The organism is Faecalibacillus sp. H12 (assembly GCF_013361255.1).
Taxonomy (GTDB): Bacteria; Bacillota_I; Bacilli_A; order Erysipelotrichales; family Coprobacillaceae; genus Faecalibacillus; species Faecalibacillus intestinalis.
Genome location: NZ_JABWDK010000001.1, coordinates 131912 through 149261, shown reverse-complemented (window position 1 = coordinate 149261; position 17350 = coordinate 131912). Strand labels below are relative to the sequence as shown.

Here is a 17350-nt window from a genome sequence, read left to right as displayed (position 1 = left end):
ATGTAGGCCTGTAATATTACATAAAGTAAACATAAAGTTAAATAAAAATTAAACAAAATCACTAAAAAAGTATAAACTCCAGCCCCTTTTTCTGTGCGTCCATAAATTATCCAAAGTCTATAACCGATATAAAGACAAGATTCTAAAACATAATATAGATATATCAAATAAAGATCTATTTTCTTTTCCTTATCATAACCTCTCTGAGGATATATTATAAATTATACTTGTGTAAATCTTGTGAAAAACGAACTATACATACTGATTGTTCTTAATGGAATCAAAAAAATATAATAAGATATTAAAAGCTCGTACAAAATGAGCTTTATAAGACTATCTTTTGTTTTTCCATTTAATATTTACATCTTTACCATGATGTGCTAGACCTATATAGATGACTTTTCCTTTTAATCCATAATCATATTTATTATCTTTGATTTCTTGAATAGCTTTGTTAGATAACTCATCTAATGCTTTTTCAAGATCCTTTAGTAGCTATAGTAAAAAAAACAGATTTCTAATATTTGTGAAACCTGTTTTTATTTATACTATTTTAATTTCATGTCAGAATCATTTGAATAATATAATCATCATACTCTTTTTACTAATTTTTTAGAAGCAGCCACCATAATTATTGTTCCAAAAAATAAACATCCAATTCCTAAATAATAAAATATTCCTTTAGAAAAGATACCTTCTAAAATAAGACCTAAAGAAAAAATAATTTGTCCCAAACAATTATTCTTACAATAATCTCTAACAGATTCATTTGTATACTTCTTGTTCATTCCTTTTGTTAGAAACGAGTTCCCATTTGCTATTAAAAGAGCCATAATCATTAAAACCATGCCAAGTCCTATAATAATGCCTACTCTTACAATCTCTGCAAAATTATTCATAATATTTTTCCTCCTTTTTGAACCTTTTCTATTTACTTAATTATATCATAGTAAAGAAAAAACTTAACGATTTCTCGTTAAGATTCTAAATATTTGATAACTTTATACATTGGCATTCCAATGACATTTTCTAAATCCCCATCAATCTTTTCTACAAACTTCGAAGCAATGCCTTGGATTGCATAAGCACCCGCTTTGCCTTGCCATTCATTTGTATCAAGATAATCTTCAATTTCTTGATTAGATAATTCTTTAAATGTAACAGTTGTCGCATCTGTAAATGTTGTGATTTGTTGATCTTTAATAACACATACTGCTGTAATAACAACTTGTTTATTATTCGATAACAACTCAAGCATTCTTTTAGCGTCTTCTCTATTTTTTGGTTTTCCTAACATTTCATCTTGGAAGGTTACCATGGTATCTGCTGAGACAATGATATTGTTTGGATATTTTATTTGAAGTGGTTTGGCTTTTTGTAAAGCAATGTTTTCTAGTCTTTTAAAAAGTGTTAAACTTTCGTCTAACACTTCTTCTGTTTCTACAAAATCTACTGTGTAGTCTATGCCATATTTATCGAAAAGTTCTTTTCTTCTTGGAGAACTACTTGCAAGTATGATTTTATTTTTCATTTTTTTCATTTTTTTCTTCTTTTTTAACTGGTTTTGGAAGTAAAGCTTTTCTAGAAACATTTACTTTACCTTTATCATCAACTTTAGTTACTTTAACTTTGATGACATCTCCTACCTTACATACATCTTGCATTTTGCTTGTTCTTTCATAAGACCAATCAGAAATATGTAAGAATCCATCAGTTCCGTCAAATAAAGTAACGAATGCATAATTATCATTTACACGTGCAATTGTTCCATCATAGATTTCACCAACTTCAGCTTTTTTAACAATTCTTTCAATTAAAGAAACAGCTGTGTCGATTGCTTCTTGATCACTATGGTAGATAACCACTGTACCGTCTTGATCAATATCAATTTTAACATCATTTGATTTTTCAATGATTTCATTAATTGTTTCTCCACCACGTCCAATAACATCTCTAATTTGTTCTGGATCAATATGCATAACATGCATTTTTGGTGCGTATTTAGATAAATGATCACGTGGTGCAGGAATAGCTCCTAACATACAGTCCATGATTTGAGCACGTCCTACTTTTGCTTGTGCTAAAGCTTCTTGTAAGATTTCTTTTGTAATACCATCAATTTTGATATCCATTTGTAAAGCACAAATACCATTTTTAGTACCAGCTACTTTGAAATCCATATCTCCTAAGTGATCTTCCATACCTTGGATATCAGTTAAGATTGTATAATCGTCACCTTTTTTAACAAGTCCCATCGCAACCCCAGAAACTGGATTTGAAATTGGTACACCAGCAGCCATTAATGCCATTGATGATGCACAGATTGAAGCTTGTGAACTTGAACCATTTGATTCTAAGACTTCAGAAACAACACGGATTGTATATGGGAAGTCTTTTTCACTTGGAATAACTTGTGCTAAAGCTCTTTCTCCTAAAGCACCATGTCCAATTTCACGACGTCCAGGAGCACCCATTCTTCCTGTTTCACCAACTGAATATGGTGGGAAGTTATAATGATGCATGAAACGTTTTTGATCTTCTAATCCTAAACCATCGATTTTTTGAACTTCTCCCATAGCTCCTAATGTACATACAGATAAAACTTGTGTTTCACCTCTTGTAAATAAAGCAGAACCATGAACTCTTGGTAATAAATCAACTTGTGCATTTAATGGACGCACTTCATCAATTTTACGACCATCTGGTCTAATTTTTTCTTCCGTAATTAAACGTCTTACTTCATTTTTTTCTAAGTCATGTAAGATAATTCCAACTTGTTTCATCACAGATTCTTTTGTTTCTTCATCTGCATATTCTTTTTCATCATATTGTGCAGTTACACGATCCATGATTTCATCAATGGCTGCATATCTTTCAAGTTTTCCTGGAATAGATACAGCAGCAACCATTTCATCATTACATAAATCTGTAATTTCTTGAACTAAAGCTTCATCTAATTCAAATAATGGAATTTCAATTTTTTCTTTGCCACATGCTTCAACAACTTTTTCTTCAAAAGCAATTAATTCTTTAATAGCTTCATGTCCAAACATTAAAGCATTTAACATTGTATCTTCATCAACTTCTTTAGCATCTGCTTCAACCATATTGATGGCATCTTTTGTACCAGCTACTTCTAAATTGATTAAACTTCTTTCCATTTCTTCTGGACCAGCATTGATGGTAAATTCTCCATCAATTAAACCAACATTAACACCTGCGATTGGTCCATTGAAAGGAATATCAGAAACACATAATGCAAGAGAAGCCCCTAACATTGCGGCCATTTCTGGAGAAGCTTGTTGATCTACTGATAAAACAGTATTAACAACTTGTACTTCATTTCTAAATCCGTCTGCAAATAATGGACGAATTGGTCTATCAATCATTCTTGCAGTTAAAGTTCCATGTTCACTTGGACGTCCTTCTCTTTTTAGAAATCCTCCAGGAATTTTACCTACAGAATATAATTTTTCTTCATATGTAACTGTTAGTGGAAAGAAATCTACACTTTTTGGTTCTTTTCCTGCAACAGCTGTTGATAAGATGACTGTATCATCATATCTTACTAAAACACTACCATTAGCTTGTTTAGCTAATTCTCCTACTTCTACTGTCAGATTTTTCCCGTAAAAATCTGTACTAAACACTTGTTTACTCATTTTTTCACCTCTTAATTTTCTGCATTATTATAGCATATAAAAAATGTTTTTAAAAACATTTTATGTTATTCATGATAAATAAATGATATAATAATGCATGAGGTGAATTTTATGAACGAAAACGAATTAAAAAGTATTGAAAGATATTTCAATAAATTCAATGAAGATGCTGCTTCTTTCAATGAATTTGAAGCAAATGATTTTATTAAATTATTAAAAAACAATGGTAGAAATGATGATGCAATTGAAGTAGGAAATACATTTTTACAAATGGCTCCTTCTTTAAAAGGATATATTAATCAATATGGGTATGCTTTATATAATAAGTTTATTAATATTGATGATGAAAAAATAAAAGAAAAAGAAAGTTTATTCTTTGATATCCTTGAAGATATTTTAGGTATTTGTAAACAAGAAAAATATTCTCCTGTTGAACCAGCAATTAATAGAGCAATTAAATATGCATTAAATCAAACTCCAATCAATTATGATTTAATGATCAAAATGCTTAATAAATTAGATGTTAGATTATTATCTGATAAACCTTTTGTTAATAACGAAGGTAGAGAATTTGAATCTTTCAAAGAAAGATACTTTAGATTAAAAGTACGTGCTTTATTTGAAACAAAACAATATAAAGCATGTGTAGAATGTGCAAATCAAGCATTAGCTACACCACTTAAATGGCATTATAATGCTTTACAATGGATCAAATATTATAGAGGATGTGCTTTATTAGAATTAAAAGAATATGATGAAGCTAATAGAGAATTTATTTCTTTACATAATCGTATTAAAGGAGTTAACTTCTACGAAGTTTTATATAAAACAAATGCTACTGTTGGTAAAGTAAAAGAAGCAAATGCTTATTTACTTTATGAATTCTTTGAAAACGGTTATGCCCTTGAACAACTTCCTTTATATCAAAGATTAAATGAAGCTGTTGAAAATAGTGGTAATGAATTATTAATTAAAGTGGTTCATTCATTTATTAAAGCATTATGTAATGAAAATCAAAAAGAATGTGACTTTACAATCGATGTAAAATATCAAGGTAAAGATTCAAGTAGTTTATATGATGAAATGTATGATTTAATCATGTCACATCTTGATAGTTTAGTTACTCGTAAATCAGGTAAAGTTGTTTATTACAACGAACAAAATCAATTTGGTAATATTTCTGTTTATGATCATGATCCTATCTTCTTTAGACAAGCAGATTTTGCTTACGACGAAGAAGTAGAAAGAAATATTCGTGTTAATTATACTGTTTTGCCTACTTATGATAGTAAAAAACAAAGATTAACTGAAAAAGCAATTTTAGTAACTATTGATGATAGTGACTATGACTTTATTAATAGATAAGCCTAGATAAAATGATAAGACCTTCATAGGATACTATGGAGGTCTTTTATGTTATCAAATTCACAACTTTTTTTACTTGCTTTAGTACTTTCTATTTTTAACTGGCTCATGACTTTTTTAGGGTCAAGTCTTGTTTATTTTGTTAAAAGTAAAAGTCAAAAACTTGTCAGTATTGCTTTAGGTTTAGCTGCTGGTATTATGATTGCTGCTACTTTCTTTTCATTGCTTCTTCCAGCAATCCAACAAGTTGAAGATCATCTACTTTTACTTTTTTTGATTCCACTTGTCTTTTTTAGCGGTGGCTTATTTTTAAGATTATGTGATAAATTTCTTCCCCATGAACATATTATTTCTCATCAAAAAGAAGGTCCTACAAATACTCTTTCTAAAAATAAACTTTTATTACTAGCAATGACCTTACACAATATTCCCGAAGGTTTAGCGGTTGGAATTGCCATTGCAAGCGTTAAAACTAATCTTGTTCCTGCCCTTATTTTATCTATTGGTATTGGTATCCAAAACTTTCCTGAAGGTACGGCCATTTCTTTACCTTTACATGAAAGTGGTATCTCACGTTTTAAAGCAATGATGTATGGTCAATATTCTGCCCTTGTAGAAATTCCAAGTGCACTTTTAGGTTTTTTATTTGCTCAACTTTTTAGTAGCATTCTCCCTTTTGCTTTAAGCTTTGCAGCTGGAGCGATGATGTTTGTTTGTATCGAAGAACTGATTCCTGAAGCAAATGCCTTAAAAGAAGTAGATGTTGGTACGATGAGTTTTATGGTAGGATTTATGATCATGATGATGTTGGATATTATGTTTGGATAGTTATTTTTTTATCACATAAAGATCCTTTTTTTCTAAAACACAATAAAGCACATCTTCTATATGAGAAATGTGTTTTTTCTTTAATTCATTTTTCAACCACGCTTCATCTTTATTTAAAATTTGAAGTGCTTCTTGATTAATACAGCCATCACTGATCAATGCATCAGGTAAAAGTGTTTGACTTTCTTGTTTTGGAATAACCGATAAAGAACCATTTGTTTCTAGAATAGCAAAATCCACTTTAGAAACACTATCGATATCACTTACTCTTAAATGATGACATAAATCATCTATACTATAGCGTAATTTTTTCATATTTTGATATTGTATCTTTCCTCTATAAATGATATAACACGGTCTTCCTTCAAAAAAATCTCTCAATTTTTTTGAACGCATCGTAATAAAAGATTCTATTCTATCTAAAATAATGAGTGTCAGTGTGGCTATCACACTATCTAAAACAGACAAATCTTGTGTTTCTAAAGACATTGTCGTGATTTCAGAAATCACTAAAAAAACAACAAAATCAAAAACATTGAGTTGACTAAATTCTTTTTTTCCAAAAAGCCTAAGTAAAACTGTTAGATAGATATACATAAAAATACTAATGATAAATATTTTAAACATATGTTCTCCGTTCTACTTACTCTTTTTTTTCATATTCTCTATTAGGAGGTTTCTATGAAAAGAAAGTTAATGCCTTATTTATTATCTTATGCATTTTTATTTGTAAGTTATTTAATCATTAGTTTTATTATGGCTATTCTTTTTTCTTTTATGCATGTTTCATCTTTTATTTATCAATTACTGATTACTTTTTTTAGTTATCTTATCTTAGTTGTTTTCACTTTTATTTTTTATAAAATGGTAAAAGAAAAGCCATTGATCCACGGAATGACCCTTTCAATGACTTATTTAATTATTCAATTTATATTTCATTTAAAAGATATAAATATTCAAATTTTAATAAAACCTTTATTTGTTTTTATTATTTATTATTTACTTTATTATATAAAGAAAAAACAACAATAACTTGTTGTTTTATGCAGTAAATTCAATATCTACAATTTTTACATCATATGCTTCAGCAACCCCAACAGTCACGATTTCATTAACTCCATGACCAATAAGTGCTTTAGCAAGTGGTGATTCATTTGAAATCTTACCATTAACAGGATCAGTTTCGAAAGAACCTACAATTGTATATTTTTCTTCTTCAGGATCATCTAAAGATAAATCTAAAATTGTAACTGTTGTCCCAGGTTTAACAACATTTAAATCCATTTGTTCTTCAGAAATGATTTCTGCATTTTGAAGCATATATTCAATTTCTTTAATTCTTTGTTCGATTTGAGCTTGTTTATCTCTAGCTGCATCATAATCAGCGTTTTCTGATAAGTCACCTTGAGAACGAGCTAATTGTAATTCTTCAATGACTCTAGGTCTTTCAACATTAATTAAATTATCTCTTTCTTCTTCAAGTTTTTCTACACCAGATTTCGTAAGTAATACTTTATCTTTATCCATTTTAAGTCACCTCGTAATCAATAATATAGCATATTTATATCTAAATATCTAGTCTATTTTTATGAATCATAAGCATATTTATTCAAATCATTTTGAATAAGTGCTCTTGCTACAATATTTAATCCAAATATTCCTAAAATCAAATAAACAAGAGCACGATAACTATCTACCATTTCTCCTTGATAAGTTTGAAAATCACTTAATCTCTCTCCAACTTTATACAACCAATAAAGTTCATATAAACCTAAAGTAATAATACTTAAAATCAAGACTTTAAAACCTGAAGAATCTTCTTCTCCAGTAAGTGTATTGACATCACTGGCAAGACAATAAAGCCAATAAAGTCCATAAATTCCAAACGTAACAATTGATAAAATAATACACATTGGAATACTACGTCTAGAAATTGCATAATCTACTCTATGTTGATTAAATTCATATTCATTAAATGTTTTCGTTCCACAATAAGGGCAATAACGTTCTCCATCTTTAATTTTTCGACCACAATTTGTACAATACATCTTTTACTCCTTAGCATCAATAACACTTGAAATCTTAGTAATTAAAAGATCGATGGCTACTGTATTATTTCCCCCTTCAGGGATAATGATATGTGCATATTTTTTTGAAGGTTCAACGAATTGTTCATGCATTGGTCTTACTGTTTCTAAATATTGATTACATACTGAATCAATAGAACGTCCTCTTTCTTCAATATCACGTTTTAAACGACGAATAAAACGAATATCAGCATCTGTATCTACAAAGACAAGAATATCACATAAATCTCTAATTTTTTCATCATATAAAACAAATAATCCTTCTAAAATATAAACATCTCTTGGTGTAATTGTTTCAACAACATCACTTCTTGTATGTTGAGTATAATCATATGTAGGTTTAGAAATTGATTTTCCTTCTTTTAATTGTTTTAATTGTTCTACAAGTAAATCATTATCAAAAGCAAAAGGATGATCGTAGTTTGTTTTAACTCTTTCTTCAAAAGAAAGATGACTTTGATCTTTATAATAATCATCTTGTTTAATAATACATGTTGTATGACTTCCTTTAAAAAATTCATACACTTGTCTAGAAATAGATGTCTTTCCTGAAGCACTTCCTCCAGCAATACCAATAATAATACTATTTTTCATTTGTTAAAACCTTCCTTCCCATATCAAATTCAGACAATGGTTGCTCACATTTTAAATAAAGAATTTCCATTGGATGATTTGCTACTTCAACTGATTCTCTATCTTCATTATATATTTCTTTAACTTCAATTAAAACATTTTCATGATGTGGTGAGAAAAATTCAATTTGATCTCCCAATTTAAAATAATTTCTTTGTTCAATCATAACTTCATGTTTATCTACATCATAACTTAATACACGCGCACAAAAATCTTGTGTAGGATGCTCATCTCTTTGATTATAAAGTTGATAATCACTGTTTGGAACATCTTTAAAGAAGCCTGTACATAAAGCGCGATTGGCTGCCTTTTCAATTTCTTTTCGATAACCATTTTTATCAAAGTTTTCAGGATCATCGCAATACGTATCAATCAATTTACGATAAGTAGATACAACAGTTGCAATATAATGCAATGACTTCATTCTTCCTTCTATCTTAAAAGAATCAATCCCTAATTCAATAAGTTTAGGTAATTCATCTACTAAAGACATATCTTTACTTGACATACTAAAAGGAACAATTTCATCATGATTTAACTGTTGATCTTTTTCAAAAATATCATAATACCATCGACAAGATTGCGAACATCCTCCACGATTGGCATCTCTTCTTGAAAAATAATTAGATAACATACATCTTCCAGAATAATGGATACACATAGCTCCATGAATGAAATACTCTAAATCAATATCAACCTTTTCTCTTACTTCTTTTAGATCTTGATAATCTACTTCTCTTGCAAAAACGACACGGTCAACACCTAAATTTTCATAAAAACGAATCGCACTGGTATTCATAGTAGATAGTTGAGTAGAAACATGGACTTCTAATTTTAAATGCAATTTTTTTGCTAAAGACATAATATAAGGATCTGCTACAATAATTGCATCTACTCCAATTTCATCTAGCTTTAAAAGATATTCTTCTAATCCCTTTAAATTGTCTTCATGTAAAATAATATTACATGTTACATGGATAGCTGCATGATGTGTATGGGCAAATTCTACAGCTTCTTGAATGTCTTCTAAAGAAAAGTTAGAAGCACTTGAGCGTAAAGAAAACTCTTTTCCACCTATAAAAACTGCATCTGCACCATATAAAATAGCTACTTTTAGTTTTTCTAAATTACCTGCTGGCGCAAGTAACTCTGGCTTTTTAACAATGACTCTTTTTCCATTAATAACTTGACTAACTTCTCTCATTTTCTTCTCTCTTTCTTACATCAGAAATTTTATAAACAGTTGAATCAAATAAAAAACTATGGTAGTAATGAACATTTGGTGTTAAACGATAAAGTAATTGCATCAACTCTATTGATTCTTTACTGTATGTTTGATTTTTAATTGCTTCTATAGCTTGTATATAAAGATGTGTAATTTCTAATAAATCTGTTTCATTTATATATTGACCATCAATATATAAATAATCAAAATCATTGAATTGATTAAGAACATCTAGTGCACACATTTGATTAGTTGAAGTAATGTGGGTTCCATATTGATCTTCATAAATATGACAATGGTCCTCTACACCATTGGCTTTGATTTCAATTTGTGCCTCTTTATCTACATTAAAATCAAGATGTGTATACTCTTTATAATTAGACAATAACTTTCTTTTTGAATAAGCCATATATTCAACCCCATGTACTTGAACCATTGTTTTTAATTTACAATTTTGTCCAATCATTTGTTTTTCTTTTAGCGGGATTTCTCTTGCTAGAAAAGCGCCATCTATTCCTTGTTCTTTTAAAACAGATAATGTGAGATGATTTGTATTTAATGTTTCTGGATCATAGATTTTTTCAAATGAATATCCTTTTTCATTACAAATTTGTAAAACTCCAAAATCTTGAAAAATAATCCCATCTATTTGACATTCATTTAATTTATCTAAATGATTCTTTAAATCATCTAAATATTTTTGTTCAACTAACGCATTAACTAAAACAAATAAACGAATCATTGGATATTTTTCCTTTATTTCTTTTAATTCTATATAATCAACTGTTAAAGCTTGTCGACATGAAAATTGATTTGTTCCTACAATAAAATCATGGACACCTAAATCCAAATAATCATAAAGATATGATAAACTATTTATATTAATTATTAATGACACTTATTTCACTTCCTTTTTATTACACAAATTCCATCACCTACACCATAATAAGTGACTTGATATTCTTCATGATTGAAAATCCAATCTTTAAATCTTTTAATTTTTTTAACAAGTTGTTTTGTGTTTCTATTTTTAATATGGTCAATATCAAAAATCATCCCATGAAAATCTAGATTATCAACAATGCAAATTCCATTTTTTTGAACTAAAGGCATGTATTTTTCAAAGAATTTTTGATATTGTGCTTTCGCTGCATCAATAAATAAACAATCAAATTCTTGGTATTTTAAATCATTGATATCAAATGTTAATGCATCATCATGGTGGATTTCTATTTGATCTTCTAATTGTTGTTCTTTAATGTTTTGAATAGCTTCAAGATAACGTGCATCATCTAATTCAATTGTTTCAACTACAAAATCATCTATATTTGAAACCATCATCATTGCTGAATAACCAATGGCACTGCCAATTTCAAGACAGCGATGACATTGATGTTCATTGAATGTTTGTATTAAAAATTCCAAACCCTCTTTTTCCATGACTGGAATATTTCTTTCTCTTGCACTTTTTTCTATTTCATCAAAATACTTCATTTTAATACCACTTATTACTATTTACATTTGCTTGATGTTCTTGATATGTTTTCGCATATAAAACTTTTCCATCTTGTGTTGCAAAGAAATAATAATACTCACTTTCCTTATAATTTAAAACATTTTTTATAATTCCTGTTGAAATTGAACTAATAGGACCAACAGGTAAACCATTATATTTATATGTATTATATTTTGTATCTTTATTTAAATCTGTATGTTTAACATCAATTTTTACTTCTTGATTCCCATAATTAACAGTGACATCACATTGTAATGGCATTTGTTTATTTAAACGATTAATTAAAACACCACAAACAAGTTGCCTATCTTCGTCATTGACTGGTGATTCTCTTTGAACAATAGATGATAATGTCATAAATTGGTGAACTGTTAATGGTTGTGAGTTCACTTTAAAATCTAATATTTGTGTTTTATATTTTTCTAGATGTTTTTGTGTTTGATCTAACATCATTTTTGTAATACTTTCAATCGTATCTTCTTGTGTTAGAAAATAAGTTTCTGGTGCTAAATATCCTTCCAATGGATAATAAATACCATCTCTTAAAATATCATCTGTTAAAAACCAATATTTTTTAATTAACTTTTGAAGATATGTTTGATCTGTCCATTTTTGCATGATCTCATTATAATCTATTCCTGTTTGTTTAGAAATAATAGAAGCATATTCAGGAATTGTTTGTCCATCTAAAACTGTTATTTTAGTATTAGAAATATATTTTTTATCTTTTCCTTCAATTGCTTTAAAAATTGTTTTTAAATCCATTTTTTTATTTAAAATATAAACATTACTTTTAAAATCATGTTGATTCATTTTTAAATATATTTTGGCACATGTAGAACTTTTTATAAGTTTATTTTTATCTAATATCTTAATAATATCATTTCCACTACTACCTTTAGGAATAGTGACGATCACTTCCTTATTTTTAGAAGACGTAGCCTTGATTCCTTGCTTATAATATACAAAACTTCCAATAAATAAAACAACAATAAAAATAATAATACCTAATACTATTTTAATCTTCATATCTAATTTCTTTTTTTCCATGTTGAGTCCTCACCTTGTATCATTATATGTTATTTTTTGTCGATATTCAACCAAAGAAAAAAGGCAAATAAATTGCCTTAGAAATTATTAATAAATGGTGTTAAGCAAACAGGTTCATTTACCATACAGCTATATTCAGTTTCATAAACTTGTCCACCTTTTTCCTTACCAAAACGATAAGATTCAACAATTCCACCTTTTTGACAAGCCACAACGATCCATTCATTTCCTTCTTCATTATAAACAAGCATATCTACTGGATCATAAGAAGTATCTTCAAAGTCAATATATGTAAGAGTTCCATCTTCATTGACTTCGAACAACACAAGAGAATCATGTCCTTTATTAATTGCATATAAATGACTATCATCACTATTAAATTTAATATCACTTAAAGAACTTACAAGTTCAGGATCATCATCTTTTGGATAACTATCAATTGTTTGAATTAATTCAAAGTTTAAATGATCATATTTATAAACACAAATTGTGCTGTTTAATTCATTCATTACATAAGCACGATCACCTTTTTGATTAAAAATCATTTTTTTAGGACCACAACCTGGTTCTAATTGTAATGTATGTACATTATCTAATGTTAATGTTCCATCTTCACCAACATCAAAGAAACATACTTGATCTAACCCTAAACAAACAACATAAAGTTTATCTTCATCTGGTAAAAAACTCACATATGTAGGATATGGTTGTGCTTGTTTAACAGGATCTTTTCCACTTCCATTCAACTTAAAATGAGAAATACATTTTACAAGTTTTTTCTTAATAATAGAAATTACCGAAATTTCACTATTAAAATAATCAACACAGAATACTTTATCAGCAGTTTCTACATCACCATTTGCACAAGCATGCACATATGTCTTTCCTTTATCTGTCACACGTGAAGCAAGTGCTAATGTTTCAGCAGTTGCTGCATAAGAACAAATTCCTCCATCATCTACAGAACCTGTTCTATTTCTATAAGTAATACATGAAAAACGTCCATAATTGAATGCATAAACTGGATCCGTTGGTGTTACAAAATATTTTTTAAATATCAACTCTCCATTTTCCACATCGATTTGAAATGTATAGATTCCTCTTGTTTGTTTATTTCCTAAAGAATTAGCAAAAAAACCTTTCGTAATTCTTCTTTTTCCTCCAAATAAATTAAATGCCATTTCTTTCACCTCATTGATTATTCTAATTTCCTTCTATGAACTGTTCATGTCTAAAAAAGGAAAAAGCTAATTTTCATTAGCTTTTATGAATTACAATCTTCATCTTCTCCTTCACAATATTCAGTTTCATCTTCATCTTCTTCTGAAACAAATGATTGGAAAACTTCTTCAACTAATTCCCATTCTTCAGGAGTTTCAATTGGAAATAGTCCACCTTCATCATCAAAGATTGCTGCTTGTGCTTCTGGTTCATCTTTTTCAGGATCGAAGTAAACAACATATTGATGTCCATTTTCTTCATTTTCAAATGTAAATAAAATTTCATACTCTACTTCGTTTCCTAATTCATCAGTTACAACAATTGTATTTTCATCCATAACTTATCCTCTATCTAAGTAACCTTGTAAAATAGCAACTGCCGCCATTTTATCAATTACCTGTTTTCTTTTCTTTCTTGATACATCCGCAAAAAGAAGTTGATTTTCAGCAACTACCGTTGTTAACCTCTCGTCAACTAAGATCACATTGATTCCTTCAATCATTTCTTCTAATTGTTTTTTAAATTCAATTGAAATTTGTCCTCTTTCACCAATATCACCATTCATATGTTTTGGTAAACCTAAAACAATCGTTTCAATCTCATTTTCTTCAACAATTTCTTTAACATGTTTTGCACATGTCAAATAATCATCAGGTTTAAAACGAAACGTTTCAACACCATGAGCAATCATTCCTAGAATGTCTGACATGGCAATACCACAAGTTCTAGACCCTAAATCAAGACCTAATACTTTTTTCATTATTCTTTCTCCAAATAAGATTTTACTAATTCTTCAATAATTTCATCTCTTTCAACTTGTTGAATAATATTTCTTGCATTTTTATGAGAAGAGATGTATGCAGGATCATTAGATATGAGATAACCCGCGATTTGATGTACAGCATTGTATCCTCTTTCATTTAAAGCATTGATAACTGTTTTAAGATTACTGCGTATCATTTCTCTACGCATATCTTCTGAACTAAATACTCTTGTTTTTGTTAAATCTTCCATCTAACTCACCCTCTTTTCTATAATATATATTATACCTTATACTGTATTAAATTACAAAATATTTTTTAAAGCACCTTTGATTTTAGAAATATTATCATTGATAGCACATCCACCTTGAGCAAAGTCAGGTTTTCCACCACCACGACCGTCAACAACTTCATTGATTGCTTTAATGATATTTCCTGCTTTATATTGACCAACTAAATCTTTTGACACAGAAACAAAGTACGAACATTTTTCTTCATATTTTGAAACTAAAACAACGATTCCACTTTCTAATTGATCTCTAAAATCAAATGTTAATTGTTTTGCTTTGGCATTTTCTAATTGTTCTTCAACATAAAGAACTTTAACTCCATTGATTTCTTCAATATCATTTGCTTTTGAAGCGGCTTGAATTGCATTTAATTTAGCTGATAATTGTTCAACTTCTACTTTAGCTTCTTTTAATTCCTCTTTTAATGCTTCTACTTTGTTTACAACATCTTTTCTATTTTTAAGATTTAATGTTGAAGCAATTGTATCTACTGTTTCTTTTTCATGAACCATTGCATTATAAGCAGCTAAACCGCTTTGTGCCACAATACGTCTAATTCCACTACCTACAGATTCTTCACTAACGATTTTAAATAAACCAATTTCAGAACTGTTTAAAACATGGCAACCACCACATAATTCAATAGAGTAATCTCCAATGTTGACAACACGAACAACATCTCCGTATTTTTCATCAAATAAAGCCATTGCCCCTGATGCTAAAGCTTCTTCTTTTGTCATATTTTTAATAACAACAGGACGTCCTTCAAAAACAATTTGATTAACTTTTTCTTCAATTTCTTTTAATAATTCAGCAGAAATTTTTTCAAAATGAGTAAAGTCAAATCTTAAAACTTTATCATCAACATAAGAACCTGCTTGGCTGATATGATCACCTAAAGTTTCTTGTAAAGCTTTTTGTAAAATATGTGTTGCACTATGGTTTGCTGTAATTTGACGACGTTTTTGTTGATCAATTGATAATGTAAAAGTATCACCTAAATGAATAGCTCCTTCTTTTACTTCAACAAAATGCATATGTTGTTTATTTGGTGCATTTAAAGTATTAACAACATTTGCATGTGTTGTCTCATTATCTAATGATCCAGTATCACCACATTGTCCACCCATTTCTGCGTAGAATGGAGTTGTATCAAAGATAACTTCTCCTTTATCAGTGATTTCATCTGTTTTAACACCATCTTTGAATAATCCAATAACTTTTCCTTGGATTGGTGTAGGATCATAAACAAATGTAGAAGGTTCAACAAAAGCCATTAAATCAGGTTTTTGACTTGCCATTGATTCATTGTTATCACGTGATGCACGAGATCTTTCTTGTTGAATTTTTAATTCTTCTTTAAATTCTTCTTCATTAACTGTTAAATTTGATTCTTCAGCGATTTCTAATGTTAATTCAAATGGGAAACCATATGTATCATAAAGTTTGAAAGCATCTTTTCCACTGATTTCTCCATTTTCATTTTTATCAATTAATGATTTTAATAATTTTTCACCATTTAATAATGTTTTATGGAAAGCTTCTTCTTCTTTTTTTACCATTGTTGAAATAAAATCTTGTTTTTCTGGTAAATAATCATAGAAATCTTTCATCATATCACAAACCAATGGTACTAGATCATACATAAATGCTTTTTCAATACCAATTTGTTTACCATAACGAACAGCACGTCTTAAAATACGTCTTAAAACATACCCTCTACCAGCATTATCAAACATTGCTCCATCAGCTAAAGCAAAAGTTACAGTACGAATATGGTCAGCAATAACACGGTAAGCCATTTTATTTTCTTCATAAGAAACATTGGCTAATTTTTCAGTAGCATGAATGATTGGTAAGAATAAATCAGTATCAAAGTTTGTTTCTCCACCTTGAATAATACTTACTAATCTTTCAAGTCCCATACCAGTATCAATATTTTTTTGTGGAAGTTCTTTATATTCTTTACGATCAATCGCTGGATTACAATCATATTGAGAGAAAACAACGTTCCATACTTCAATATAACGATCATTTTCCATTTCTTCGAAGAATAATTTTTCTCCTAAACCTTCAGGATCATATTTTTCTCCACGGTCATAGAAAATTTCTGAGTCAGGACCACCTGGACCTTCTCCAATTTCCCAGAAGTTTTCATATGTTTTTAAAATATGACTTGGATCTACATGACATACTTCTGTCCAAATACGATAAGCATCTTCATCATCTGTATAAACAGTAACATATAATTTTTCTTTATCAAAACCAATCCATTCTGGACTTGTTAAAAATTCCCAAGCAAATGGAATCGCTTCTTCTTTGAAATAATCTCCAATTGAGAAGTTTCCTAACATTTCAAAGAAAGTATGATGTCTTGCTGTTTTACCAACATTTTCAATATCGTTTGTACGAATTGATTTTTGTGCATTTGCAATACGATTACATGCTGGTTTTTCACTACCATCAAAATATTTTTTTAGTGCAGCAACTCCTGCATTGATCCATAATAAAGTTGGATCGTTATGAGGAATAAGTGATGCACCTGGTTCAATCATATGTCCTTTAGATTTGAAATAATCCAAGAACATTTGTCTAACTTGATTTCCTGTTAATTGTTTCATTTCTTTTCTCCTTTTTTGACAATATAAAAAGTCGTCCTTATCTAGGAACGACTTTATCGCGGTACCATCCTAGTTCATGTAAAAATACATG

The 17350-nt window shown here is 29.0% G+C and carries 19 protein-coding genes and 1 other annotated feature (1 of these 20 only partly in view); of the genes, 3 read left to right on the top strand and 16 right to left on the bottom strand.

What is annotated here, in order from left to right; genetic code table 11:
- Positions 1-590: 590 nt before the first annotated feature.
- From HUU89_RS00875 to pnp, 3 genes are all read right to left on the bottom strand, one after another.
- Positions 591-899, bottom strand: coding sequence for a hypothetical protein (locus HUU89_RS00875; RefSeq protein WP_175300735.1), 309 nt, complete (start codon positions 897-899; stop codon positions 591-593).
- Between the two features lie 77 nt (positions 900-976).
- The gene (locus HUU89_RS00870) at positions 977-1540 is read right to left on the bottom strand and encodes a Maf family protein (protein ID WP_254697670.1); all 564 of its coding nucleotides are present in this window, start codon (positions 1538-1540) and stop codon (positions 977-979) included.
- Positions 1521-3662 (bottom strand): polyribonucleotide nucleotidyltransferase, encoded by a 2142-nt coding sequence (gene pnp, locus HUU89_RS00865; protein ID WP_175300734.1) that lies wholly within the window; start codon positions 3660-3662, stop codon positions 1521-1523. Before pnp ends, HUU89_RS00870 begins: the two co-directional genes overlap by 20 nt.
- 111 nt (positions 3663-3773) lie before the next feature.
- Here pnp and HUU89_RS00860 point away from each other — a divergent pair, with 111 nt between their 5' ends.
- The gene (locus tag HUU89_RS00860; protein ID WP_175300733.1) at positions 3774-5027 is read left to right on the top strand and encodes a hypothetical protein; all 1254 of its coding nucleotides are present in this window, start codon (positions 3774-3776) and stop codon (positions 5025-5027) included.
- A 48-nt stretch (positions 5028-5075) separates the two neighbouring features.
- Positions 5076-5855, top strand: a complete 780-nt coding sequence (locus HUU89_RS00855; protein WP_032091359.1) for a ZIP family metal transporter — start codon at positions 5076-5078, stop codon at positions 5853-5855.
- Here HUU89_RS00855 and HUU89_RS00850 read toward each other — a convergent pair whose 3' ends face one another.
- The gene (locus HUU89_RS00850; RefSeq protein ID WP_117481443.1) at positions 5856-6482 is read right to left on the bottom strand and encodes a DUF421 domain-containing protein; all 627 of its coding nucleotides are present in this window, start codon (positions 6480-6482) and stop codon (positions 5856-5858) included. It lies immediately after the preceding gene.
- 54 nt (positions 6483-6536) lie between these two features.
- On the opposite strand from HUU89_RS00850, the gene HUU89_RS00845 reads away from it, so the two are divergent.
- Positions 6537-6887, top strand: a complete 351-nt coding sequence (locus HUU89_RS00845) for a hypothetical protein (RefSeq protein ID WP_032091361.1) — start codon at positions 6537-6539, stop codon at positions 6885-6887.
- A 9-nt stretch (positions 6888-6896) separates the two neighbouring features.
- Here the strand turns inward: HUU89_RS00845 and greA are convergent, their stop codons facing one another.
- The 12 genes from greA to alaS all read right to left on the bottom strand — a co-directional run bounded on the left by greA (position 6897) and on the right by alaS (position 17259).
- The gene (gene greA / locus HUU89_RS00840) at positions 6897-7382 is read right to left on the bottom strand and encodes a transcription elongation factor GreA (RefSeq protein ID WP_022001124.1); all 486 of its coding nucleotides are present in this window, start codon (positions 7380-7382) and stop codon (positions 6897-6899) included.
- A 59-nt stretch (positions 7383-7441) separates the two neighbouring features.
- Positions 7442-7903 (bottom strand): DUF4234 domain-containing protein, encoded by a 462-nt coding sequence (locus HUU89_RS00835; RefSeq protein ID WP_175300732.1) that lies wholly within the window; start codon positions 7901-7903, stop codon positions 7442-7444.
- Between the two features lie 3 nt (positions 7904-7906).
- Entirely contained in the window at positions 7907-8536 is a 630-nt protein-coding gene (udk, locus tag HUU89_RS00830) for a uridine kinase (protein ID WP_022001126.1), read from the bottom strand.
- A complete protein-coding gene (locus HUU89_RS00825; protein ID WP_175300731.1) occupies positions 8526-9779 on the bottom strand; it encodes a peptidase U32 family protein in 1254 nt (417 codons plus the stop codon). The genes udk and HUU89_RS00825 overlap by 11 nt, the downstream gene beginning before the upstream one ends.
- Positions 9766-10698, bottom strand: coding sequence for a peptidase U32 family protein (locus HUU89_RS00820; protein ID WP_032091363.1), 933 nt, complete (start codon positions 10696-10698; stop codon positions 9766-9768). The genes HUU89_RS00825 and HUU89_RS00820 overlap by 14 nt, the downstream gene beginning before the upstream one ends.
- A 5-nt stretch (positions 10699-10703) precedes the next feature.
- Positions 10704-11294 (bottom strand): O-methyltransferase, encoded by a 591-nt coding sequence (locus HUU89_RS00815; RefSeq protein ID WP_032091364.1) that lies wholly within the window; start codon positions 11292-11294, stop codon positions 10704-10706.
- A 1-nt stretch (position 11295) separates the two neighbouring features.
- Positions 11296-12366: an endolytic transglycosylase MltG gene (gene mltG / locus HUU89_RS00810; protein ID WP_254697669.1), complete on the bottom strand. Its 1071-nt coding sequence runs from the start codon at positions 12364-12366 to the stop codon at positions 11296-11298.
- 77 nt (positions 12367-12443) lie between these two features.
- On the bottom strand, positions 12444-13547 hold the full coding sequence (locus HUU89_RS00805; RefSeq protein WP_119363209.1) for a lactonase family protein: 1104 nt from the start codon (positions 13545-13547) through the stop codon (positions 12444-12446).
- 83 nt (positions 13548-13630) lie between these two features.
- Complete coding sequence (locus tag HUU89_RS00800) at positions 13631-13924, bottom strand: DUF1292 domain-containing protein (RefSeq protein WP_052011100.1); 294 nt, start codon at positions 13922-13924, stop codon at positions 13631-13633.
- A 3-nt stretch (positions 13925-13927) separates the two neighbouring features.
- Entirely contained in the window at positions 13928-14347 is a 420-nt protein-coding gene (gene ruvX / locus HUU89_RS00795; RefSeq protein ID WP_022001133.1) for a Holliday junction resolvase RuvX, read from the bottom strand.
- Positions 14347-14601: an IreB family regulatory phosphoprotein gene (locus HUU89_RS00790; protein ID WP_022001134.1), complete on the bottom strand. Its 255-nt coding sequence runs from the start codon at positions 14599-14601 to the stop codon at positions 14347-14349. Before HUU89_RS00790 ends, ruvX begins: the two co-directional genes overlap by 1 nt.
- A gap of 51 nt (positions 14602-14652) precedes the next feature.
- Positions 14653-17259: an alanine--tRNA ligase gene (alaS, locus tag HUU89_RS00785; protein WP_175300730.1), complete on the bottom strand. Its 2607-nt coding sequence runs from the start codon at positions 17257-17259 to the stop codon at positions 14653-14655.
- A gap of 40 nt (positions 17260-17299) precedes the next feature.
- Positions 17300-17350 (bottom strand) — a binding site (T-box leader); it runs 144 nt beyond the window's last position.